The organism is Acinetobacter sp. CWB-G5 (genome assembly GCF_019209785.1).
Taxonomy (GTDB): Bacteria; Pseudomonadota; Gammaproteobacteria; order Pseudomonadales; family Moraxellaceae; genus Acinetobacter; species Acinetobacter johnsonii.
In genome coordinates this window covers 1-22,161 of sequence record NZ_JAHUTF010000009.1, presented here as the reverse complement: position 1 = coordinate 22,161, position 22,161 = coordinate 1, and the positions used below count along the sequence as shown (strand labels likewise).

At 42.5% G+C, this 22,161-nt stretch carries 19 protein-coding genes and 4 tRNA genes; 14 read left to right on the top strand and 9 right to left on the bottom strand.

The features are described 5' to 3' along the window. Nucleotides 1-36: 36 nt before the first annotated feature. Nucleotides 37-1,869, bottom strand: coding sequence for a DUF3413 domain-containing protein (locus tag KVY11_RS13140; RefSeq protein ID WP_256350774.1), 1,833 nt, complete (start codon nt 1,867-1,869; stop codon nt 37-39). A gap of 113 nt (nt 1,870-1,982) precedes the next feature. Then, nucleotides 1,983-2,858 carry a metal-dependent hydrolase gene (locus KVY11_RS13135; protein ID WP_218289207.1) on the bottom strand — a complete coding sequence of 292 codons (876 nt, stop codon included), beginning with the start codon at nt 2,856-2,858 and terminating at the stop codon, nt 1,983-1,985. A gap of 135 nt (nt 2,859-2,993) precedes the next feature. On the opposite strand from KVY11_RS13135, the gene KVY11_RS13130 reads away from it, so the two are divergent. Next, nucleotides 2,994-4,016, top strand: a complete 1,023-nt coding sequence (locus tag KVY11_RS13130) for an AraC family transcriptional regulator (RefSeq protein WP_218289206.1) — start codon at nt 2,994-2,996, stop codon at nt 4,014-4,016. Between the two features lie 52 nt (nt 4,017-4,068). On the opposite strand, the gene KVY11_RS13125 is transcribed toward KVY11_RS13130, so the two are convergent. After that, a complete protein-coding gene (locus KVY11_RS13125) occupies nt 4,069-5,400 on the bottom strand; it encodes a Na+/H+ antiporter NhaC family protein (RefSeq protein WP_218289205.1) in 1,332 nt (443 codons plus the stop codon). Nucleotides 5,401-5,772: 372 nt separating this feature from the next. Here KVY11_RS13125 and trpA point away from each other — a divergent pair, with 372 nt between their 5' ends. From trpA to KVY11_RS13105, 4 genes are read left to right on the top strand one after another with little or no spacing between them, the layout of a single operon-like run. Next, nucleotides 5,773-6,576 carry a tryptophan synthase subunit alpha gene (trpA, locus tag KVY11_RS13120; protein ID WP_004983629.1) on the top strand — a complete coding sequence of 268 codons (804 nt, stop codon included), beginning with the start codon at nt 5,773-5,775 and terminating at the stop codon, nt 6,574-6,576. Continuing rightward, a complete protein-coding gene (gene accD, locus KVY11_RS13115) occupies nt 6,573-7,469 on the top strand; it encodes an acetyl-CoA carboxylase, carboxyltransferase subunit beta (RefSeq protein WP_004697788.1) in 897 nt (298 codons plus the stop codon). Before trpA ends, accD begins: the two co-directional genes overlap by 4 nt. Beyond that, on the top strand, nt 7,466-8,749 hold the full coding sequence (folC, locus tag KVY11_RS13110) for a bifunctional tetrahydrofolate synthase/dihydrofolate synthase (protein WP_218289204.1): 1,284 nt from the start codon (nt 7,466-7,468) through the stop codon (nt 8,747-8,749). Before accD ends, folC begins: the two co-directional genes overlap by 4 nt. Continuing rightward, on the top strand, nt 8,740-9,753 hold the full coding sequence (locus KVY11_RS13105; RefSeq protein ID WP_371315993.1) for an SPOR domain-containing protein: 1,014 nt from the start codon (nt 8,740-8,742) through the stop codon (nt 9,751-9,753). The genes folC and KVY11_RS13105 overlap by 10 nt, the downstream gene beginning before the upstream one ends. A 25-nt stretch (nt 9,754-9,778) precedes the next feature. On the opposite strand, the gene KVY11_RS13100 is transcribed toward KVY11_RS13105, so the two are convergent. From KVY11_RS13100 to KVY11_RS13090, 3 genes are all read right to left on the bottom strand, one after another. Then, on the bottom strand, nt 9,779-10,354 hold the full coding sequence (locus KVY11_RS13100; RefSeq protein WP_159153223.1) for a dual specificity protein phosphatase family protein: 576 nt from the start codon (nt 10,352-10,354) through the stop codon (nt 9,779-9,781). Next, entirely contained in the window at nt 10,351-11,175 is an 825-nt protein-coding gene (locus KVY11_RS13095; RefSeq protein ID WP_218289203.1) for an MBL fold metallo-hydrolase, read from the bottom strand. Before KVY11_RS13095 ends, KVY11_RS13100 begins: the two co-directional genes overlap by 4 nt. Before the next feature lie 309 nt (nt 11,176-11,484). Continuing rightward, entirely contained in the window at nt 11,485-12,126 is a 642-nt protein-coding gene (locus tag KVY11_RS13090; RefSeq protein WP_178928712.1) for a peroxiredoxin, read from the bottom strand. A gap of 357 nt (nt 12,127-12,483) precedes the next feature. On the opposite strand from KVY11_RS13090, the gene KVY11_RS13085 reads away from it, so the two are divergent. From KVY11_RS13085 to KVY11_RS13045, 9 genes are all read left to right on the top strand, one after another. Next, the gene (locus KVY11_RS13085) at nt 12,484-12,909 is read left to right on the top strand and encodes a hypothetical protein (RefSeq protein WP_218289202.1); all 426 of its coding nucleotides are present in this window, start codon (nt 12,484-12,486) and stop codon (nt 12,907-12,909) included. A 215-nt stretch (nt 12,910-13,124) separates the two neighbouring features. Then, entirely contained in the window at nt 13,125-15,848 is a 2,724-nt protein-coding gene (secA, locus tag KVY11_RS13080; protein ID WP_218289201.1) for a preprotein translocase subunit SecA, read from the top strand. A gap of 192 nt (nt 15,849-16,040) precedes the next feature. Further along, nucleotides 16,041-16,388 carry a hypothetical protein gene (locus KVY11_RS13075; protein ID WP_218289200.1) on the top strand — a complete coding sequence of 116 codons (348 nt, stop codon included), beginning with the start codon at nt 16,041-16,043 and terminating at the stop codon, nt 16,386-16,388. Nucleotides 16,389-16,546: 158 nt separating this feature from the next. Beyond that, nucleotides 16,547-17,767 carry a bifunctional glutamate N-acetyltransferase/amino-acid acetyltransferase ArgJ gene (gene argJ, locus KVY11_RS13070; RefSeq protein ID WP_218289199.1) on the top strand — a complete coding sequence of 407 codons (1,221 nt, stop codon included), beginning with the start codon at nt 16,547-16,549 and terminating at the stop codon, nt 17,765-17,767. A 146-nt stretch (nt 17,768-17,913) separates the two neighbouring features. Then, complete coding sequence (gene nadA / locus KVY11_RS13065; protein WP_168159492.1) at nt 17,914-18,981, top strand: quinolinate synthase NadA; 1,068 nt, start codon at nt 17,914-17,916, stop codon at nt 18,979-18,981. Nucleotides 18,982-19,134: 153 nt separating this feature from the next. Beyond that, nucleotides 19,135-19,211 (top strand) — tRNA-Pro (locus KVY11_RS13060). Nucleotides 19,212-19,257: 46 nt separating this feature from the next. Then, nucleotides 19,258-19,334, top strand: a tRNA-Arg gene (locus KVY11_RS13055). A 35-nt stretch (nt 19,335-19,369) separates the two neighbouring features. After that, nucleotides 19,370-19,445: transfer RNA gene (locus KVY11_RS13050), tRNA-His, on the top strand. Between the two features lie 18 nt (nt 19,446-19,463). After that, nucleotides 19,464-19,540, top strand: a tRNA-Pro gene (locus KVY11_RS13045). A gap of 122 nt (nt 19,541-19,662) precedes the next feature. On the opposite strand, the gene KVY11_RS13040 is transcribed toward KVY11_RS13045, so the two are convergent. The 3 genes from KVY11_RS13040 to KVY11_RS13030 are packed head-to-tail and all read right to left on the bottom strand — an operon-like array spanning nt 19,663 to nt 21,879. Further along, a complete protein-coding gene (locus KVY11_RS13040) occupies nt 19,663-20,142 on the bottom strand; it encodes an OmpA family protein (protein ID WP_168159424.1) in 480 nt (159 codons plus the stop codon). Beyond that, a complete protein-coding gene (locus KVY11_RS13035) occupies nt 20,136-21,374 on the bottom strand; it encodes a sensor domain-containing diguanylate cyclase (RefSeq protein WP_218289198.1) in 1,239 nt (412 codons plus the stop codon). The genes KVY11_RS13040 and KVY11_RS13035 overlap by 7 nt, the downstream gene beginning before the upstream one ends. 4 nt (nt 21,375-21,378) lie before the next feature. Then, on the bottom strand, nt 21,379-21,879 hold the full coding sequence (locus tag KVY11_RS13030; RefSeq protein ID WP_218289197.1) for a YfiR family protein: 501 nt from the start codon (nt 21,877-21,879) through the stop codon (nt 21,379-21,381). Nucleotides 21,880-22,161 lie beyond the last annotated feature (282 nt).

The following is a 22,161-nucleotide window of genomic DNA, read 5'->3' as shown; positions in this document are numbered from 1 at the left end:
TAAAAAACCGGCATCATGCCGGTTTTTCTTTTGCCTTTATTTATTAAAACGACTAATTTGCTCCAATGCTGCTTGAACATGAGCATAGTTTGGCTCTTGATCTGACATTGGCTGATTCTTTTTATCTAAGATTTCGAACTGCCCAACAGCCCCCACTTCTAAGATGTTTTTAGGGGTAACAATGCCATATTTACTATAGCTTGAGGTTAAAATCCAATCACGTTGAATTTGTGGTCCCAACAAATCTTCACCCACTGAATAGTCGTGAATTTTTGTGGTCACACCCAAATAGTTCTTCATGAGGGTTGGAATAATATCTTGATGGCTAGTTAAAACTTGGTTATTCCATAGTTTATCAGCTTGAATCTTCGGACCAATGATTGCAAAGGGAACTTTGACTTGAGGGTCGGTAAAGTTACCATTATGTCCCCAGAAGTTTTGAAGATTATCATTCACCTCTTGTCCGTGGTCGCCAGTAATGATGACCAATGTGTTTTCTGCATCACCCGTTTCTTTTAGTTTATCTAAAACCTGTTTCACAATGCTGTCGACGTAGTGCACACTGGTTTTATAACGATTCATCATTAATGAACGATCAGAATCATTACTTAACTTGAGATAATTAACTTCATCCAACATAGGTTTGTACTGGTGTGGATAGTCTTTAGGGAAGCTGTATCCGTGTGGGGAGTCGTAAAATAAAAATGAAAAGGTCGGTTTGTTTCGATCTCTTTTTTCATACCACTTTAACCAATCTTGCGTTAATTCCTCATCTATACCCCCCGCCACTTTGCCAGAAGAACCAATACGTAAATTTGGCACTTTTGAAAACGCGGTTTCGTGGAATTCAGGGTTGGTTAATTTGGCAGCAGCAAATAAACCGAGTTGATAATTCAGTGCTTGCAAACGGTCAATAAATACCGGACTTTGGCGGTTCACAATCATGCCATGCCAGTAAGTACCAGGAATACCATAGAACATTCCGAAAATACCTGTGCGTGTGGCATTTCCTGTTGAATAGTGTTGATTAAAAATCTTTCCGTTCTGCGCATAACTCCACAAGTTTGGTGAGTTGTCTGCATTAAATGTATCTGCACGCCAAGAATCAATCACGATAAACATAATATTGGTGGGTTGCTTTGGAGCTTCTCCAACAATCGGCGTCAGCGGATAATTCAGGTCACTTTTACGCTCTAAAGACATAGCCTTTTGTTTTTCTAAGGCTTCTTCATCAATCCAGCCGTACTTTTTCATGGTTTTATTCGAGGTCATCGGATAAAACATCGGTAAATAGCGTTGTGTCATGGTCACAGGTTGATACACATGTGCTGCAGCCCAAACGTGAATACCATTACTTAAAAGTAAAGCGACAAACACTAAGCCTGTAAACTTTTTACCAATGCTCCATGAAAAAGTGGGTAATTTTTTCTCTAAGAATCGAATGAAGTAAAATTGTGCTGCAAAAATACAGGCAATCGCAGCAATGACCATCAGCCATGTTGAGATTGAGAAACTCACAACCTGACCTGACATCACCAGTTCCAGCATGACGGTATTGATATGGAAACGGTACTGTGCATAAACAAAGGTATCTATGATCAGTGCAATGAGTGCCAAGCTAGCAATACTTGCTTGCGTAATATGACGTAGCGTATTGGGTAGAAATAAGCTCGGAATCAAGATCAAGCCAATCAATGAAGCAAGCACAGTCATGTGCGAGAATGTTCCAGTAAATAAGAAACTGAATCCCAATAAATCTGTTGGAAACTCAGATAAATACAGGAAATATCTGCAAGCAATGAGCATCGAGATCACTGCATTGACCATGATCAGATAACCAAGAACGCGGAGTTTGAATTTAAACGACATTTTTAACTTCGGATGTAATCGGACATACAAATTCAACTTCATATGCCCATGTTTTAAGATGGGCGTATGATACCTAAACTCATCCAAAGTGTATATTTGTTGCGCTTACTGAATTATTTCCCTGCTTGCCAAAAAGCTTCACCTGCTAAAATCGGGTCATGACTTTCTGCGAGGGTCTCGATCCAAACATCGTACTGTGCAATCACAGGATGTTGATTGGGATGAAAGTTTTTCTTAAACCAATCGAGATATTGACCACGCATGCGGGACAGTATCCCTTTTTTACCAAAGAACCAAGGCAGCCCTTTACGCATCATTTGCAAGCGCTGAATACGGTTAAAGCCATCATGCTTGAGCATGACATCTGCACGATAAGTGGTGAAACCAAACATCATCACCGTGGTAAAGGCCAATGCAAATAGACGCGTCGCTTCAGGCACATGTCCGACTTGTTTCATCACATCAAACGCGACATCACGGTGTTCCATTTCTTCAATGGCATGCCATGCAAATAAAGCACGCACATAGGGGTGGGCCTCAGCCAACGTGGCTTTATGGCTATAAAAAGTTTCGGCCATCAGTGCAGTTAAATGTTCTGCTGCAGCCGTCATGGCAATGTTGTACTGAGGTGAGCGTTTACTCAGCTCAAATTTAAAAATTTTATTTAAACGCTGAATAAACTGATCGACAGGCATGCCTTGTTCTCGCATGACTTGATTCATTTTGTCATGGGCAATGCCATGCTGTGCTTCCTGCTTAATAAAATCGGTGACACGAGCAGCTAAGCTTGGGTCTGTAATTTGGTCCCGAAACAAACGCACGCTTTGAATAAAATAGCGTTCTCCATCGGGGAAAGTGAGGCTGAGTGCATCAAACATACGCGTCCGAAATGGGTCGCCGCCAAACCAAAAACGGGGCACTTCATCAAGCTTAAAATTGAGTTGAGTTCGCACAATTGGTTCAATAGGGGCTTTAACAATGGCATTCATTTTGTTTTACTTCATTTGCCTTGGATGATTGCAGTATGTCGGAGAAAATGCAGTTTGTTTTGACAGATATTGCCATTTTTTATACATTTTACGCCAATGTGAAAATATCGCATGTCAAATAGCGGGTGGGCCGTCATGCAAGAATTACAAATCCCCAATGGTTATTTTCAGCTCTGGAACATGTACCTCTTAGAGCAAGGAATTGATTTTCATCAACTCGGTTTTTTAGAGCAATATCAGTATGAACTGGAGCATGTATTACAACTGCCAATCGATACCCAATCGCCATTTTCATTCTTTCAAACGATTTTACAACTGACGCGAGAGCAGCTGGATTGCCCTCAGTTGATTATGGAGATGGCAAAATTTATTCAACCTGAGCATTTTGGTGTTTTGGGCTATATGGCCACACGCAGTAATAGCGTGGCTGAAGCACTGAGTTATGTGATGCGTTTTAGTCGTTTGGTGATTGATGGTGCAGAAGTTAGTCCCATGCAGATGCAGCAAAGGGGCAATGAAATTTGGCTGACTTGGCCTTTTCTCAATGATAAATATGCTTCACTGAATGAAATGACCATGGCATCCATTGTGTATTTGGCCAAGAAAATTTTCCCCGATCAATTACAATTCTTAAAAATCCAAATGGCGCATCCAGCCCAGATGGCACAGTATCATTATCAAAAATTTTATGGCTGTGAAGTGAGCTTTAATCAAGCCTGCTATGCGTATGTGATGAGTGCGGACAGTTTGACTTTAAAATCGGGCTTTGCTGATCCTTCTTTAACGCAGCTTTTACTGAAACAAGCAGAAGTTGCAATCGCACTCAAGCCTCGTTATGAAAGCGTATTACAACAGATTCATAGCGCCGTGGCCGATTATCTTAAAGCACATGCGGAAGCTCCTAAAATTGAACAGATTGCCAATGAATTACACCTGTCAACGCGTACCTTACAACGCCAGTTGCAAGACTGGGATAGTTCATTTAAGCGAGTACTTGAGTCAGAGCGTATGAAACGATGTGAATATCTCTTACAACAAGGTTTGAGTTTAACTGAAATTGCTTTACAACTCGGCTATTCGGGACAGTCTGCTTTAGCGCGTGCTTATAAACAGCACAGTGGACAGACCTTATTACAGTTGAAACGACAACTGAAATAACAGCTGGTATAAAAAAAGCGCCTTTGGAGAGGCGCTGAAATGTATGAAATGATCAGACTGATTTCAGTCGTGGAAAACGGAATACAATCGCAAGGATGGCAAAGATTGCTAGTATCCAACAGTAGTAAATGCTGCCGATGAGTTCAACTGGTGAAAGCTTTGCAATTGAGCAGGCCAATAGAAGCTGTGCACCATAGGGAATAAGCCCTTGTACAACACATGAAAAGATGTCGAGCAAAGCTGCTGCACGTTTTGGGTCTACGCCATATTCTTTCGCGACTTCACGTGCCATATCGCCCGATAAAATAATCGCTACAGTGTTGTTGGCCACAAAAATGTTGGAAAACACCACCAAAAAGCTCAATCCGATTTCCCCTGCGCGCTCACGACCAACTTTAAATAAACGGGTTAGGCTGTAAATGTGTTGAATAAGCCAGTCGAGACCACCTTCTTTTTGCATAATGGTCGAAAGACCGCCCAAGAACATCGACAGTAAAGCGACTTCAAACATACCGACAAAACCATCGTAGATGGCTGTGTTGAGTTGAATGACCGTAAATTCTGGCTGTGCAATCAGTCCCATCACTCCAGAGAGCACCACACCGACTGTAAGTACCGCAAGCACGTGTAAACGACTGAAGGCGAGGAAAAATACCACGACATAGGGCAACACTAGCCAAGGATTAAATTCTTTGGATTGAATGGTTTCGGTTTGATGGATACTAAAGACATAAATAGCGATCGTGATTAAAGCCGCTGGTACTGCAATCCAGACATTGACGCGAAACTTGTCTCGAAGCTGAACGTTTTGACTGGTGGTGGCTGCAATGGTGGTATCCGAAATCATTGAAAGATTGTCACCAAACATCGCACCGCCCACGACCGCACCTATGGCATAGACTGCGGCAATATCAGTGGCTTGAGAGAAGCCAAAGGCAATGGGGGCGCAGGCCGCAATGGTGCCCATCGAGGTGCCCATTGCTGTTGCAATGAACGCTGAAATAATAAATAGCATCGGTAACACAAAGGCGGGTGGAATCGCAGACAAGCCCATTTGTACTGTGGCATCTACACTACCAATGGCGTTGGTGGTACTGGCAAATGCACCTGCCAGCATGAACACCATAAACATTAAGATGAGGTTCGGGTGACTTGCACCGCGCAGAAAGGTTTCGATGCCTTGATTTAACTCACCGCGGTAAATCAACACCGCCAAAATAATGGCAGGAATGGCCGCAACAGGCGCTTTCATTTGATAGAACGCAAACTCGGTTCCAATCACAGAATGGTAAATACCACTGCCTAAGAAAATGGCTAAAAAAACAATAAGCGGTAACAGCGCAAGCGCACGTGCTTGCACTAAACCTGAGTTATCGGTGGTCATAGGAGATAGGGAAATGAAAGAATGTGCGTAGTATAATGCAGGTTTTGCTATTTCATAAAACTTTAAATGTAAAAGCTAAGCCGCCTATTTTTATCATTTTTTTGCAAATAAAAATAAGTTTATCTAAAACTTAGACATTTTGGTATTTCCTAAAATTAGGCATCTTTGATCATTGAGAAAAAAACCGAAATATCAGTAAATGGTGCTTTACGGTTGTTCTGAAAATATTTGACGAAAAATGAATTGGAACGCGAACGCGATGTGCTCTATTCAATGAGTAAAAAATAGCGTTACAATGCAGCGTCTTGTATTTTTACAAAGCCAACTCCTCAGTAGTTTTAATTTTAAACAAGTTAAGGAAAGCACAACCCTATGTCACGTTTAGCCACTCGTTTTGGACAGCTTAAATCTCAACAGCGTAAAGCTTTGGTTTCTTATGTTATGGCTGGTGACCCTCATCCACAGGTAACAGTTCCTTTGTTACATCAGATGGTCGAGGCGGGTGTAGATGTGATTGAACTCGGTCTTCCATTTTCAGACCCTATGGCAGATGGTCCTGTGATTGCCCTTGCAGCAGAACGCGCATTGGCAGGTGGTACCAATACCTTAGATGCTTTGAATATGGTCAAAGAGTTCCGTCAAAAGGATCAAGAGACCCCAGTCGTATTGATGGGTTATCTGAATCCAGTTGAAGTGATTGGTTATGAAAAGTTTGTATCGACTGCGCATGCATGTGGTGTCGATGGCATTCTACTGGTGGACCTACCGCCAGAAGAAGCAGCAGAGCTTGATGTTGTATTGAAGCAATTTGATATGGATCAAATCTTTTTACTAGCGCCAACCTCAACGGACGAACGCATTAAACATGTGGTGAAACAGGCGAGTGGTTTCATCTATTACGTGTCTTTAAAAGGGGTCACAGGTGCAGCAACTTTAGACGTTGCTGAAGCTGCAAACCGAATTGCAAAAATTAAAGCAGAAACAGATATTCCTGTCGGTGTTGGTTTTGGGATCAGTGATGCGACATCTGCCAAAGCAATGGGCGGAGTGGCTGATGCTGTGATTGTTGGTAGTGCTTTTGTTAAGCAATTTGCAAGCTTAGCACCAGAACAAGCCGTGGTTGAAACGGTTAATAAAGTCAAGGAGCTTCGAGCAGCGCTCGATGAGTTAGTATGAGTCAAGATGTTAAATCAGGGAAAATCCTAAGCCCATCGACGCCATGGACTGAACGTGGTGTACCCGGTATTCAAGTACCTGATGAGCAAACCTCACTCAAGGCGACGTTTACAGAACCAACGATTGAATGCCCTGAGTGTCATGCACTTGTTACACGTACTGCAATGTCATTTAACGCGTATGTTTGCCCTCAGTGTGATGAACATTTGCGTATGAAAGCCCGTGATCGTTTGAATTGGTTCTTTGACCAAGTGCAAACAGAATTGGGACAAGAATTTAAAGCCAAAGATCCGTTGAAATTTGTCGACTCAAAGCCATATCCAGCGCGTATGAGTGAAGCACAGACCAAAACAGGTGAAACTGAAGCCTTGGTCGTGATGCAAGGTTTACTCAAAGGTATTCCTTTGGTTGCCTGCGCCTTTGAATTTGACTTCATGGGCGGTTCAATGGGTACGGTTGTTGGTGACCGTTTTGTGCAAGCGGCTGAAAAAGCCATTGCGGACAAGCAACCTCTGATTTGCTTTGCTGCTTCAGGCGGTGCACGTATGCAAGAAGGCATGTTGTCTTTGATGCAAATGGCGCGTACTTCAGCGGCCATCCAAAAAATGAAAGACGCGGGTCTGCCATATTTGGTGGTGTTGACCCATCCTGTCTATGGTGGTGTAACGGCATCTTTAGCGATGCTTGGTGATGTACATATTGCAGAGCCGAAAGCGATGATTGGTTTTGCAGGTAAACGCGTGATTGAACAAACTGTGCGTGAAAAGCTAGAAGAGCCGTTCCAGCGTGCGGAATACTTGCTTGATCATGGTGTAATCGATCAAATTGTTCACCGTCACGCATTACGTGATACAGTTTATCGTATTGTCGCGAAACTGATGAATTTGTCTTGAACACAGCACCACTTGCAACAGACTCTTTAGAAACATGGCTCGATTATTGGGGCCATGTTCACGTTACGGGGATTGATTTAGGATTGGAACGGGTCATTCCAGTAGCTGAAAAGCTCGGTGTAACGCGTCCCGATGCCAAAGTTTTAACTGTAGCGGGAACCAACGGAAAAGGTTCGACCACCACCACACTGGCTGCCATTTTAAATGCGCAAGGCTATAAGGTGGGACTGTATCAGTCACCACATATTTACCGTTTTAATGAGCGGGTTAAATTACGTGGTGTAGAGGTCGATAACCAAAGCTTGGTCGATGCTTTTGTACAAGTGGATCAAGCGCGCCGTGATTGTGATTTAAGCCTCTCGTTCTTTGAGGCGACCACACTCGCGGCTTTTGTCATTTTTAAAGACCAAGCATGTGATGTTTGGGTGCTTGAAGTCGGTCTGGGTGGTCGCTTAGATGTGGTCAACGTGATAGAACCCGATGTTGCGGTGATCACCAATATTGGTTTAGACCATACTGACTGGCTGGGCGATACCATTGAAAAGATTGCCTTTGAAAAGGCAGGCATCATCCGGCCCAATATTCCTGTGGTGTTTGGCGGCTTACAGCACATCCCTCAAGCGATTATCGATAAAGCAGATGCTTGTGCTGCAAAACTTTATGCAGTGAATCGTGACTATTTTTATCAACGCAGTGAGCATGGTCAGTCATGGATGTTTGCATCCAGCGGCACCACTTTAAATTTACCTCTCGGCACATTGGCGGTTGAAAATATTTCAACAGCCGTTGCTACTGTTTTATTGAGTGGTTTAACGGTTACTCAAACAGCTATTTCTGAAGGAATTCAAAACGCAAAACTGCAAGGTCGTTTTGAAATTCGCCAAATACAGAACAAAACGGTAATTTTTGATGCAGGGCATAACCCGCATGGTGTTGCTTTTTTATTAAATCAATTGCGAAATTTCCTAAAATACAATAAACAGTACACTGAAGTAGTCAGTGTTTTCTCGATGTTGGCAGATAAAGATGTGAAATCTGTCACAGAGTTATTGAAAGATTCCATACAAATGTGGAAAATTGCGGCATTAACTGTCCCGCGTGCAGCTCCAATTGAACAATTGGATCAAGCGCTGCAAGGGCAACATGTGCAGCACTTTGACAGTGTGAAATTGGCTTTTAAATCAGCGCTCGACGAAACAAAGAATAATCAGCTGATTTTGGTATGTGGTTCATTTCATACCTTAGAAGCGGTATGGGAGTATTTGGAAGAATGTCAATGAATAGCAAACAACGTTGGATGGGTGGCGTTGTTTTATTAGGTGGTGGTGTCCTTTTGGCGGCATTACTGCTTAAAGGCAAAGAAGAAATACATCAAAATAATATTAAAACACCAGAGCTAGTCACACAAAATGTGCAACGCAATGCCGAAGGTGAGTTGGTTCAACTTCAGCCGTTAACGGTTGATGTCGAAACAGAAAAGCGTTTACTGGAACAACAACGTGTAGCACGTGAAAAATCGGTTGCTGAACAAGAAGCTCGTGCGGCCGAATTTTTAGCAATGCAACAGCAAGCCGAAGCAGATGCTGCACGTAAAGCAGCAGAAGAATATGCTGCATTGAATGCGCACCGTAATGCTGCACAACAAAGCTCGGACAACATTCCACCAGAATTGGTTGAAGATGAAAAAGCCAAGCAACAGCGAATTGCTGCGGACAAAGCGGCTGAAGTAAAGAAGTTGGAACAGCAAAAGCTGCAAGCGCGTACTGAAGCTGAAAAAGCAGCGGCTGCAAAAAAACTGGCTGAGCAAAAAGCCTTAGCAGAAAAGCAAGCACTTGAAGATAAAGCTAAGCGAGAAGCAGAGGCTAAACGTAAAGCAGAAGACGAGCGTAAAGCTGAAGCGAAAAAAGAAGCCGAACGTAAAGCAGATGCTGAGAAAAAAGCGGAAGACAAACGTAAGGCAGATGAAAAGCGTAAAGCTGATGAAGCCAAGAAAAAGGCAGAAGCAGAAAAAGCGCGTGATTTGCTTGAACATGGCGATAAGCAATGGATGGTACAGGTGGCATTGGCTGCCAATGAAGCCAATGCGGATGCACTGGCGGCGAAACTTCGTGCCAAGGGCTATAAGGTCACTAAAAGTCCAACCTCTAAAGGCGTACGGATTATGGTGGGGCCATCTAAAGACCGTGATACTGCCGATGCAGCCCGCAAAAAGATCACTTCAGATGCGAGCCTCGGTATGAAGTCCGCATGGGTGATTGACTGGGTTCCACTCGACAAACGCTAAAATTGGGTTAACCCATTTGCCTTCACTATGATGGATTCAACAGTTGCTGTTGAATCCATTTTATATTTGCAGGGCTAAATAACGGTTCGATATTTTGCCAAATCGGATGAAAACCATAACCCCCATGTTTCATCTCAGCCAAGGCATCAGTGGTAGACCAGTTTTGAAAAATAATGCGATACATAGCCACACTGGCGCCTGTACGGTCTGAGCCATGGTAGCAATGCAGTAAAACTTTTTGCTGGTTTTGCTCCGCATGTTTAATTTGTTGCATCACCTTTAACAAATCGTCTCGGTCAATCGCCCATGTATGAATCGGGATATGCACCAGTTTAAACCCTTGGTTGGACAGTTTTTTCAGGTCTTGATTGCGTGAGCGTAAATTAATAATCACATCAATTTCTTGTGCCTTTAAACTCTGAACTAAATCTTGATCGGGTTGCTCACTACGAAAAACAGTTTCACTGATTTGATAGAAATTATGCGCAGGTTGGATAGACTGTCCCCAGTGTTGTGGACGCTCTGTCTCGGGCAGCGCAGGCGTAGTCATACAGCCAGAAACACTGATACACAGAGAAAGCATAACAAGATATTTGGTCATAGGATCAGGCTCTGATGGTGTGAAAGTTCAACCGGATCATGCGCGCAAAAGATTTCGATACGTGGTTCCGACTGTGCCAATTGTTGAATTTTATGCAGGTTGTTTAAACGTTGTGCATTATCTTCGGCAAAAAATACTTCCAAGGCATTTAAGCTGCGAAGTTTGTTTTGGGGATTGAGTTCTTGGTGGGAGTAGTAGGCATCTCCGCAGAAGAGTTTCCAACCCTGTTGGGTTTTAATGGCAATGCCACAGTGACCTTCAGTATGCCCAAACAGTGGAATCAAAAGAATCTCATTATGAAATAAGTCAAAGCCTTGCACTTGAGTCAAATTAAACCATGCGTCACCGTGAATCGGCTCAATAAAGTGCCAATGGCGATGCTGCTGAAATTGTTGTGTTTTATAACGGGCTTTATTTTTAAATGATTTCAGGTTTTGTGCCGCATTATATTCGTTAGACAGGATATGTACTGTTGCATTGGGAAAGTCGGAAATACCCCCCGCATGGTCAAAATCCAGATGTGAAACCAAAATGTGTTTGACATCTTTCGGGCTAAAGCCAAGTTTTTGGATTTGTGCAATGGCGGTTAATTCTAAGTTTTGTTCAATTTTTCCAATTCGAGCCACCAACTGCCCCAAACGCTGCTTGGTGTGTAGATAGTCCTGTATGCCTAAGCCCGTATCAATCAGCACCAGCCCTTGATCTGTTTCAACCAAAAGACAATGGCACACGACCTTAGCTTGAAAACCTTTTTGACCAAAGAGTGGGGCACACACTGGACACATGGTGCCACAATGTAAATGGTGAATGTTATAAATCATAAAGTCATTTTTATCGTATTGTTTTGACTGTTATAGCGGAAGATTTGAGTTTTAACAGTTTGATTTTGTTAAAGAGTCATGTATGCCTGCTTTAAGCGGAAAAAAGCCTGTCGATTGACAGGCTTTCAAAAATTCAAACTCGGCTCGTCATTGGAGTTTGAAACGATCATACAAGGTGACTCAGAGCGTATTTTTATGGGTTAGTTTCCTCTTTTGATTGCTTGAAGTTCGGTACCCCATTTTTGTTTTCAATGGAGCTGCTCGGTCAAAACTTCGGGCTTCACTTGTCTGCTGCCACAGCAGAATATTTTATCCTTGCTCAGGCTGTGGAGTCAGGCGTAAATACGGGGTGACTGCTTTATAACCTTTCGGAAAGCGCTGTGCGATTTCAGCTTCATCTTTGAGTGATGGCACAATCACCACATCTTCGCCTTGTTGCCAGTTCGCAGGAGTTGCAACTTTGTGGTGATCGGTCAGTTGCAGTGAGTCAATCACGCGTAAGATTTCATGGAAATTACGACCAGTTGATGCAGGGTAGGTAATAATCAAACGGACTTTTTTGTTTGGGTCGATAATCACTAAAGAGCGAACCGTTAATGTTTCACTGGCATTGGGATGGATAAAACCATATAACTCAGACACTTTACGGTCTTGGTCGGCAATGATCGGGAAGTTCACCGTGGTGTTTTGGGTTGCATTGATGTCTTTAATCCAACCCTGATGTGATTCGACATCATCGACCGAGAGGGCAATGGCTTTTACCCCACGTTTTTCAAATTCATCTTTGAGTTTTGCGGTAAAGCCAAGCTCGGTGGTACATACTGGCGTGTAGTCAGCAGGATGTGAAAACAGTACTCCCCAGCTATCGCCTAAAAATTGATAAAAATCGATTTCGCCTTCGCTCGAAGCCTGTTGAAAGTTGGGTGCGATGTCGCCTAAACGTAAACTCATGTTGAACCTCAAATTATCTTTATGTCTATGGAATGAACATCACTATGGCGCAATTTCTTTTGCATGAAAAATAGTGTTTTATTATTTGTTTATACAAAATATTCATAATTGGTCGGATAGGTGTTCTGTATTTGGGGATGCCAAAGATGACCTCATTGTTGCTCTAGAGGCCGCTTATTTGCATATTTGGTAACGGTGTTTAGACGAGATTTTTTCTGCTTCTGTGAAGTGTATCGCTCTATAGAATTGATTGCGCATTCGATCGGTTTATGATTGGATATAATTCTTTTCATTATTGATTTATAATTGTTTTTTAAAGCAATTTCACAAAGTATAAAAAACTTGAGTATTAGAACAATGAAAAAAATAGGTATCGCCCTGACTTTAGTGTTATGGGGACTGGAAGTAACCCATGCGCAGAATGGTGGGCAATTGAAACAAGCCCAAGTGAGTACTGCTCGTCAAACGCCACAACAAATTACAGATCAATATCTAGCGTCTCAAAAAAGCCTTACACAGCGGAAAGTGGCACTGTCTCAGGCTCTCGAACAAGAGTTAGCTCAAGGTCAGAATACGAATGCGAGTAATGTCTATAATATTACCTGCGTACAGCTTGTTCCAATTCTTACCGCAATGCGAGTCAATGATGAACAACTCTTGGGTTTCTTACAGAGCATGAATCCAAATCAGTCCAACAACGGGGTGAAAGCCTCGCTGCGGCAAAATCATGCACTTGAAAGCAAAACCTTGAACAACTGCAAACAATTAAAGTCGCTACTTTAAAAAAGACTGTTGAATCCTGATGAGTTCGGATGAAATCTCTATGTCGGCTGTTTAAAATTTGTTACATTAGTTTGCCTTAGATTCGACGGGCTAGAAACAATGAATAGATTTTTTAAATGGTTTTGTGTAAAGCCCTTGTACTTCAAATTTCTAGCACCATAATAACGACTAAGAAAACATATTCATTTGACAAGCAAGATTTAGAGAGTCTATTCATGTTGGCAAGTCTGATCGGAGGAATCTTCGGTACCAAAAATGAGCGCGAACTCAAACGCATGCGTAAAATCGTAGACAAGATTAATGCGCTCGAGCCGACGATATCCGCTCTTGGCGATGCAGACTTATCTGCAAAAACTGAAGAATTTAAACAACGATATAACAAGGGCGAAAGCCTCGATAAATTACTCCCGGAAGCATTTGCCGTCTGCCGTGAAGCAGCTAAGCGTGTAATGGGCATGCGTCATTACGATGTACAGTTGATCGGTGGTATTACCTTACACGAAGGTAAAATTGCGGAGATGCGTACAGGTGAAGGTAAAACCCTGATGGGTACTTTGGCGTGTTATTTAAACGCGATTAGTGCTCAAGGTGTTCATGTCATTACCGTGAATGACTACTTGGCACAGCGTGATGCTGAGTTAAACCGTCCGCTCTTTGAATTCTTGGGTTTAAGCATCGGGATTATCTATTCCATGCAAGATCCAACAGAGAAAGCTGAAGCCTATCGTGCCGATATTACCTACGGTACCAACAACGAATTTGGCTTTGACTATCTACGTGACAACATGGTGTTCTCGCTTGCTGAGAAAAAACAACGTGGTTTGATCTATGCCATCATCGATGAAGTCGATTCGATCTTAATTGATGAAGCGCGTACGCCTTTGATTATTTCAGGTCAAAGTGATGACTCTTCACAGTTGTATGCTGCAATCAACAGCATTCCACCCAAACTGCATGCGCAGAAAGAAGAAAAAGTCGCGGATGGCGGTCATTTCTGGATCGATGAAAAACAACGTTCTGTTGAAATGACAGAAATTGGTTTTGAAACGGTTGAAAATGAACTAATTGAAATGGGCTTGTTGGCTGAAGGTGAAAGCCTGTATTCATCGACCAACCTAAATCTAGTTCATCATGTTACTGCTGCCATTCGTGCGCATTACTTGTATCAACGCAATGTACATTACATTATCAATGATGGTGAAGTGATCATTGTCGATGAAAACACAGGACGTACCATGCCAGGTCGTCGCTGGTCAGAAGGTTTACACCAAGCAGTTGAAGCAAAAGAAGGCTTAGAAATCCAGCCTGAAAACCAAACGCTTGCAACTACAACCTTCCAGAACTATTTCCGCCTATACAAAAAGCTTTCGGGTATGACCGGTACTGCCGATACTGAAGCTGCGGAAATGAAAGAAATTTATGGTCTAGATGTAGTCATCATTCCGACGCACCGTCCAATGGTTCGTCTCGACCAAAACGATTTAATCTATTTAAATCGTAATGGTAAATACAATGCGATTATTCAAGAAATTCAACGCGTGCATGAGTCTGGTGTAGCCCCAATTTTGATTGGTACAGCAACAATTGAGGCCTCTGAGATTCTCTCGGATAAATTGAAAGAAGCAGGCATTCAGCATGAAGTGTTGAACGCAAAACAACACGAACGTGAAGCAGATATTATTGCGCAAGCGGGTGCACCGCGTGCAGTAACTATTGCAACCAACATGGCAGGTCGTGGTACAGACATTCTGCTCGGTGGTAACTGGAAAGCTTTACTGGCAAAAATTGAAAACCCAACCCCTGAAGATGAAGCGCGCTTAAAAGCCGAATGGGAACAAAACCATGAAATGGTATTGAGTTCGGGTGGCTTACACATCATTGGTTCTGAGCGTCACGAATCACGTCGTATTGATAACCAGCTTCGTGGTCGTGCAGGTCGTCAGGGTGACCCTGGTGTGTCACGTTTCTACTTGTCACTTGAAGATGACTTAATGCGTATCTTTGCGGGTGATCGTGTTGTGGGCATGATGCGCGCGATGGGCTTACAAGAAGACGAAGCCATTGAGCATAAAATGGTGTCACGTTCGATTGAAAATGCGCAGCGTAAAGTTGAAGCACGTAATTTCGATATTCGTAAGAACTTATTGAAATACGATGACGTCAACAACGAACAGCGTAAAATTATTTACTCGCAACGTGATGAAGTTTTGGCTGAAAGCACATTGCAAGATTATATCGAAGAGATGCAACGTGATGTGATGAAAGGCGTGATTTCTAACTATATCCCACCTGAGTCAATTCATGACCAATGGGATATTGATGGGCTTGAAAAAGCGTTACGTGAAGACCTCGGGATTGATTTGCCAATCAACCAATGGTTGGAAGATGACCGTCGTTTAGATGAAGAATCTTTGGTTGAGCGTATTACTGATGAAGTGCTACAGCGCTACCGTAGCCGCCGTGAGCAAATGGGGGATGAAACAGCAGTTATGCTGGAGCGTCACTTCATGTTGAACTCGTTGGATCGCCACTGGAAAGATCACTTGGCAGCGATGGATTATTTACGTCAAGGCATTCACTTGCGTGGTTACGCACAGAAAAATCCTGAGCAAGAATACAAAAAAGAAGCATATAACTTATTTGTAAATATGTTGGCGATTATCAAATCGGACGTTGTGACTGATTTATCTCGCGTACATGTGCCAACGGCTGAAGAGCTGGCTGAAATGGAAGCTCAAAAGCAAGCTCAAGCTGAAGCGATGCAATTGAACTTGTCGCATGCAGACTTTGATGGTTTATTGGCCGATGATCAAAGCCACTTCGCAGAAGTAGATGCACAGTATGAGCCAGTAGAAGAGTTTGCTGCACCTGCGAGTCGTAACGCGCCTTGCCCATGTGGCTCAGGCCTAAAATACAAACAGTGTCACGGTAAAATCTAAACTGTGAACGAGTGAAAAAGCAGAACTTCGGTTCTGCTTTTTATTGGCATGGCTGAAAAATTGACATTAAGATCAATCCAAATACGATTCTGATTACAGCTAAAGCGTTGCATAATGTGAATAGCATTTGCAGTGTTAGGCATTAAATGCTATTTAGTTGCTCATCATCTAAACCTCTAAAGTGGAAAGACAATGAAAAAAGTATTAAAACCAATCATGATTGTAGCTTTAGCGCTTCCAACTTTTGCATTTGCAGATACCACTACCGCAGCTAAAGTTCAACAAGCACGCGGTGTAACCACAGCACCTGCGGCACAAGCCAATGGCAATATTACGGTACAAAGTCCGCGTACAGGTATTCGTTATACCTTTGCCAACCCAAATCAACGCCCAGTGGTTCTGCAAACGGCTGCTATTGCTCCTGTAAATGCAGCAACGGTGAATCGTATTGTGGCTTCAAACCCAGCACTTTCTCCTGTAAGTCAAGAAAATGCTAAACAAGCGCTTTTGTCTAGCTCAGCACAGCTTGCTTCAAATTAATCAAATGCTGCTGTATAAAAACCAATCTTCGGATTGGTTTTTTTATGTCAAAAATGAGTGTGCATTGAAAAGTTAAAGCAAACAAAGTCTTCTGCTCGATTTTTTCTGAAAATTCTAATAAGCTGTGTTTTTTCTAACAAATGAATTGGACGTTTAAAATGCCAGTAGGTGACGTATCAATGCCACAAATGCACGTGGTGAAAGGGGTGAGAATCGGAACGGCTGAAGCTTATGTGCGCTATCAGAACCGACGTGATCTTGTCATTTTCGAATTTGCTGAAGGAACGAATGTTGCGGGTGTTTTCACTCAAAATGCGTTCTGTGCAGCGCCCGTGCATGTGTCAAAAGCGCACTTACAAGTGGCGAATCCGCGCTACCTTATTATCAACACTGGCAATGCCAATGCTGGTACAGGCAAGACAGGCATGCTGAATGCTGAACGTACTTGTGCAAAATTGGCTGAGCTTGCTGGTGTGCAAGCAACGGAAGTGTTACCGTTTTCAACAGGGGTGATTGGTGAACAATTGCCGTTGGAGCGTTTGTTAAATGGATTACAGCCTGCATTAAATAGTTTGAGTGCTGATGCTTGGAGTGCTGCTGCTACCGGGATTATGACCACAGACACCACACCGAAAGGCGCATCTGAGCAATTTGAATTGGATGGCATCATGTATACCATGACGGGTATTTCTAAGGGTGCAGGCATGATTCGTCCCAACATGGCAACGATGTTGGGCTATGTTGCAACCGATGCACCTATCAGCCGCGAGTTGGTTCAGCAACTGTTGAACGAAACGGTTAATGTTTCGTTCAACCGAATTACCATTGACGGTGATACTTCAACCAATGACTCCTGTATCTTTGCGGCTACGGGTCAAGCGGGTGGTGTTGAAATTAGCTCAACCCAAGATGCACGCTATACCGTAGTACTAGATGTACTCACGCGTATGATGAAGCGTCTTGCACAACTAATTGTGCGTGATGGTGAAGGTGCAACTAAGTTTATTACGGTTGCTGTTGAAGGTGGTCATGACACGCAAGAATGCTGCGATATTGCTTATAGTATTGCGCATTCACCTTTGGTTAAAACTGCGATTTTTGCGTCAGATCCGAACTGGGGACGTATCTTGGCTGCGATTGGTTATGCTGGGGTTAAAAATTTAGATGTTGAAAAAATCCAAGTTTGGTTAGATGATGTGCAAATCTGTAAGGATGGTGGTGCAGCTGCCGATTACACGGAAGCGGAAGGTGCTCGTGTAATGTCACAAGCTGAAATGACCATTCGTGTAGATCTAGGACGCGGGGCAGCGAAAGACACAGTGTATACCTGTGACTTATCTTATGACTATGTAAAGATTAATGCGGATTATCGCTCTTAATCTTAACAAGTGTAAAAAAAGCCTCCTTTGGAGGCTTTTTTTACCATAAGGACTTTTGAATGATTGGTCAAAAGCCGAGAAGCCATTTGGCCAATAAATTAAGTGCGGGACTTGCTTGCCGACAAGCATGAAGGGATGAATGAATGATGAACAATGCGACCAATTTAATTGCCAATGACGCAAAATCAATTGTGCAGGCGCATTTGGACCGTTTGGGTGAAACCAAAGACTCAAAGCTCAGTGAAGAAGTGAAGCAAGAAAAATTTGCTTTAATCTTGGAAGAGTTGAAAAAGCGCGATGCGGTATTGGTAGCGCACTACTATTGCGATCCTGAAGTGCAGGAATTGGCTGAGTTAAGTGGTGGCTGTGTATCCGATTCATTGGAAATGGCCCGTTTTGGTCGTGATCATCCAGCATCGACCTTGGTGGTGGCGGGTGTTAAATTTATGGGGGAAACCTCAAAAATTTTATCACCGAATAAAACTATTCTGATGCCCACTTTAGAGGCTACATGTTCTTTAGATTTGGGTTGTCCTGTTGAAGAATTCAGTCAGTTTTGTGATGCCCATCCAGACCATACAGTAGTGGTCTATGCCAACACTTCAGCAGCCGTTAAAGCCCGTGCCGATTGGGTGGTGACTTCAAGTTGTGCGGTTGAAATTATTGAGCATCTAGACAGTTTAGGTGAAAAGATTATTTGGGCGCCTGATCAGCATTTAGGCCGTTATATCCAAAAGAAAACGGGCGCAGACATGTTGCTTTGGGATGGTGCATGTATTGTGCATGAAGAATTCCGTGCACGTGGCATTGCGAAAATGAAGGCGCTTTATCCTGATGCTGCGGTGCTGGTACATCCTGAGTCACCTGAGTCGGTGGTAGATGTTGCTGATGCCGTTGGAAGTACTTCACAACTGATTAAAGCTGCGCAAACCTTACCCAATGAACGACTGATTGTGGCAACCGATCGGGGTATTTTCTACAAAATGCAACAAGCAGTGCCCAACAAAATTTTGGTTGAAGCACCAACAGCCGGAGAGGGAGCAACCTGTCGTTCTTGTGCACATTGTCCATGGATGGCAATGAATGAGCTGGATGGTATTTTAGAGGTATTACAGCGCGGCGATCAGGAAATATTCGTAGATCCTGCACTTGCTGAGCGTGCAAAATTACCTTTAGATCGCATGTTAGATTTCAGTGCATCGCTAAAACGTTAAAATTTGTATAAAAAATGCCTGAAACGCTTGATTAATATACATTTGAGGTGATTTTTTTATTTTTTTTAAATATAGGTGTTGACGTTATCAAGCGTCACGCCTAGAATGCACACCGTACCGAACGAGATGTTCGATACAAAAGCTGAGATGAATCGGAGCATAGCACAGCCTGGTAGTGCACCTGGTTTGGGACCAGGGGGTCGTAGGTTCGAATCCTACTGCTCCGACCAATTCTTCAAGGCAAGGTTATCCATAATACCTCGTATTATTGGTCATGCGCCTGTAGCTCAGTTGGATAGAGCATCCGCCTTCTAAGCGGATGGTCACAGGTTCGAATCCTGTCAGGCGCGCCATTAGGTAGCTTGGTATTAAGAACCGACACGTTATGGTGGATGTAGCTCAGTTGGTAGAGCCCTGGATTGTGATTCCAGTTGTCGCGGGTTCGAATCCCGTCATTCACCCCAACTTTAAAAAGTTGAAATCGGAGCATAGCACAGCCTGGTAGTGCACCTGGTTTGGGACCAGGGGGTCGTAGGTTCGAATCCTACTGCTCCGACCATTTATTAAAATGGTCGAGATAAAGATACCGCGTTAAGCGGTTTTTTTATGCCTGCAATTTAGTGCAATAGATAAAAAAGCCTTCATGTCGAAGGCTCAAGATAAAACATAAAACAGAAATATTTATGGAATAATAATAATATTCACGCGACGATTCAGCGCTCGATTTTCCTCGCTGCTATTTTCTACCAGAGGTTGTGATGCACCGCGACCCATGCTCTGAATATTTTGAGTTTTAAACCCTGTTTCGATAAAAATCTGGCTAACTGTTGATGCGCGTTTCTCCGAAAGTGTTTGGTTGTAGCTTGGGTCACCAATATTATCTGTATGTCCAACCACTTTAATTTTATTCAAATTATACTGCTGCAACTGTTTAGAAAGTGCTTCGAGTGCAGGTTTTTGAGTGGCTTGAATATCAGATTGGTCAAAACCAAACAATAATTTTTCAGGCAGTCTCAGTGTCCAGCCTTCTTCAGTCAAGGTGAAGCCTTGTTTTTTCAGCATACGTGCTTGTTTATAGTTGAGATGCCCTAAACTCAGGCAACCAGATAAAGCAGTGATAAGACCTGCGATGAGCATAAATTTACAAAGATGTTTTAACATGAGGGTTCCTGATCCGGATTTAGGCAAGGTGTGATGTACCACCCTTGAGCTAAGTTTTTGGCTTTATACATGGCATTGTCTGCTTCAGCAATCAAATCTTCAGGCGTTGTTGCACATTTTGAGAAAGCAACGCCAATACTGAAACTAAAATGAATCTGATGTTGATCAAAAGATAACGGGGCTTTACTGCATTCGATTAAATGCTCGCAAATTAGTTCTAAATGATCATAGTGTTTGATATTACGAAGCAGAATTGCAAACTCATCACCACCTAAACGAGCAACCACATCGTGGCTTCTGACATTCTTTTTTAAGCGTTGAGCCATTTCTTTGAGTACGGCATCACCTGCTAAGTGCCCATACACATCATTAATGTTTTTAAAGTTATTATTGTCAATAAAAAAGAGAGCGGTCTGGTTTTTCTCGGGGTGCTCAAATTGATTGAACAAAATATTGTAAAAATAATGACGATTCGGGAGTTCGGTTAACTGATCATGCAACGCTTGATGTGATAACTGAGAGTTTTCGCTTTGTAGTTTTTCATTGGTACGCTGCACTTTATCTAATAAATTATTAAATGCCCCACTGATGACGCGAAATTCATAAATGGGGGATGACGGAAGACGTGCTTGATATTGAGTATCTAGATTAAGGCTTTCAACAGTATTGACCATGGGTTGAATCGAGTGCATCAGTTTTTGATATGTTGAATGTACCAACCATAACATAATCAGCAGGATGACAAAAATCCCAGCGGAGAGACAAATCAAGAGCTGAAAGAAAAAGCTCATGAGTTGAGTGGCACTACCGTAAATGATCAATGTCCCATACTGGTTATTTTGATGTTTGATGGTGCGTGTCACGGGGTGTTTAAAGAAGACCTTATCAAACAGATTTTCCATCCATGCAAACTCAGGTGTAGGTTTGTGTGCTTCGGCCAGTGGTTTCCCTTGTAGGTTGATGACTTGAATAGCACGAATTGGATATTGCTGAATATGATTGTTCAGTGTTTGCTGTAGTGTAATAGGATCATTGAAAATGACAGCAGGTTGAATTTGCTCACTTAAGGTTGCGCTAAAAATATTAAGGCTTTGCTTGGCGTAGGTATTCATGGTGTAGATGGAAATTACCACGAAAATTAAACTACAAATTCCAAGAGTAAGAGCAAAAATCAGCAATTGAGACTGACTAAAAATTTTTTGTAGGGAAGTATTAGAGCTTTTACGAAACATTGACTTAAGGCTCCGTAGATTTTGCTAATAATAAAACACGTGGGTCAACACGCGCTTGTGACTGGGACAGGCTGGCCAAGTTTACCTTAAATGAAGTTTGCGTTTTGTTTTGATATAAGCAAAATGCGCTACCTAATTCGCATTCAGTATTGTTGGAGCTGAAAGTCAGAGGAGCATCTTTTAAGCTATTTATAATATTTTGCTCTTCACGTGGCGTGTAGGTTGAGAAAAAAACAGCATTGCACATAACCTTATTCAATTCAGACAAACTGACCGCTTGAATTTGATACGCACTCTTGAGTTGCTGATTGACTTGAATGAATTGATTGGATAATTGGTTATTATTTAAAATGCATAAAGAAATGGGATTGGGAGTATTCCAACGTACATAGCTCAAAATCGTCAATGTGGTTGCGGGGAGATTTAGTTGTGGTTGTGCCTGTGCCTGAGAAATCATTAAACAGGACAAGAGGGTTAAATAAATATTGTATTTAAAAGCTGTCATTATTCATTTTGCTTGGCAGCGAAAGTGAGCTTATTTTAACGAAAAATAAACAGTGATGGTTAAAATTGCTTTAATAATCGACAAAAATCACATTTTTGACCAAAAAATATGCGCTTGGAATAAAATAATAGAAAAAGGTGTTGCAAGGGATTAGAAATACTGTAGAATGCACATCCATCGGCGGTGATGTTGATTAAAACTTGTTGAGAAACAAGGATTTAGCCCAAGCGGTAGAATCTGGAGGTCTTGAATGAGTTTGAAAATAATTAACAAAACCAGTTG

Excerpts from the sequence above, each read along its gene's own strand:
- KVY11_RS13140 (WP_256350774.1), bottom strand. The coding sequence starts at position 1,869 with ATGTCGTTTAAATTCAAACTCCGCGTTCTTGGTTATCTGATCATGGTC.
- KVY11_RS13135 (WP_218289207.1), bottom strand. The coding sequence starts at position 2,858 with ATGAATGCCATTGTTAAAGCCCCTATTGAACCAATTGTGCGAACTCAA.
- KVY11_RS13130 (WP_218289206.1), top strand. The coding sequence starts at position 2,994 with ATGCAAGAATTACAAATCCCCAATGGTTATTTTCAGCTCTGGAACATG.
- KVY11_RS13125 (WP_218289205.1), bottom strand. The coding sequence starts at position 5,400 with ATGACCACCGATAACTCAGGTTTAGTGCAAGCACGTGCGCTTGCGCTG.
- trpA (WP_004983629.1), top strand. The coding sequence starts at position 5,773 with ATGTCACGTTTAGCCACTCGTTTTGGACAGCTTAAATCTCAACAGCGT.
- accD (WP_004697788.1), top strand. The coding sequence starts at position 6,573 with ATGAGTCAAGATGTTAAATCAGGGAAAATCCTAAGCCCATCGACGCCA.
- KVY11_RS13105 (WP_371315993.1), top strand. The coding sequence starts at position 8,740 with ATGTCAATGAATAGCAAACAACGTTGGATGGGTGGCGTTGTTTTATTA.
- KVY11_RS13100 (WP_159153223.1), bottom strand. The coding sequence starts at position 10,354 with ATGACCAAATATCTTGTTATGCTTTCTCTGTGTATCAGTGTTTCTGGC.
- KVY11_RS13095 (WP_218289203.1), bottom strand. The coding sequence starts at position 11,175 with ATGATTTATAACATTCACCATTTACATTGTGGCACCATGTGTCCAGTG.
- KVY11_RS13090 (WP_178928712.1), bottom strand. The coding sequence starts at position 12,126 with ATGAGTTTACGTTTAGGCGACATCGCACCCAACTTTCAACAGGCTTCG.
- KVY11_RS13085 (WP_218289202.1), top strand. The coding sequence starts at position 12,484 with ATGAAAAAAATAGGTATCGCCCTGACTTTAGTGTTATGGGGACTGGAA.
- secA (WP_218289201.1), top strand. The coding sequence starts at position 13,125 with ATGTTGGCAAGTCTGATCGGAGGAATCTTCGGTACCAAAAATGAGCGC.
- KVY11_RS13075 (WP_218289200.1), top strand. The coding sequence starts at position 16,041 with ATGAAAAAAGTATTAAAACCAATCATGATTGTAGCTTTAGCGCTTCCA.
- argJ (WP_218289199.1), top strand. The coding sequence starts at position 16,547 with ATGCCAGTAGGTGACGTATCAATGCCACAAATGCACGTGGTGAAAGGG.
- nadA (WP_168159492.1), top strand. The coding sequence starts at position 17,914 with ATGAACAATGCGACCAATTTAATTGCCAATGACGCAAAATCAATTGTG.
- KVY11_RS13040 (WP_168159424.1), bottom strand. The coding sequence starts at position 20,142 with ATGTTAAAACATCTTTGTAAATTTATGCTCATCGCAGGTCTTATCACT.
- KVY11_RS13035 (WP_218289198.1), bottom strand. The coding sequence starts at position 21,374 with ATGTTTCGTAAAAGCTCTAATACTTCCCTACAAAAAATTTTTAGTCAG.
- KVY11_RS13030 (WP_218289197.1), bottom strand. The coding sequence starts at position 21,879 with ATGACAGCTTTTAAATACAATATTTATTTAACCCTCTTGTCCTGTTTA.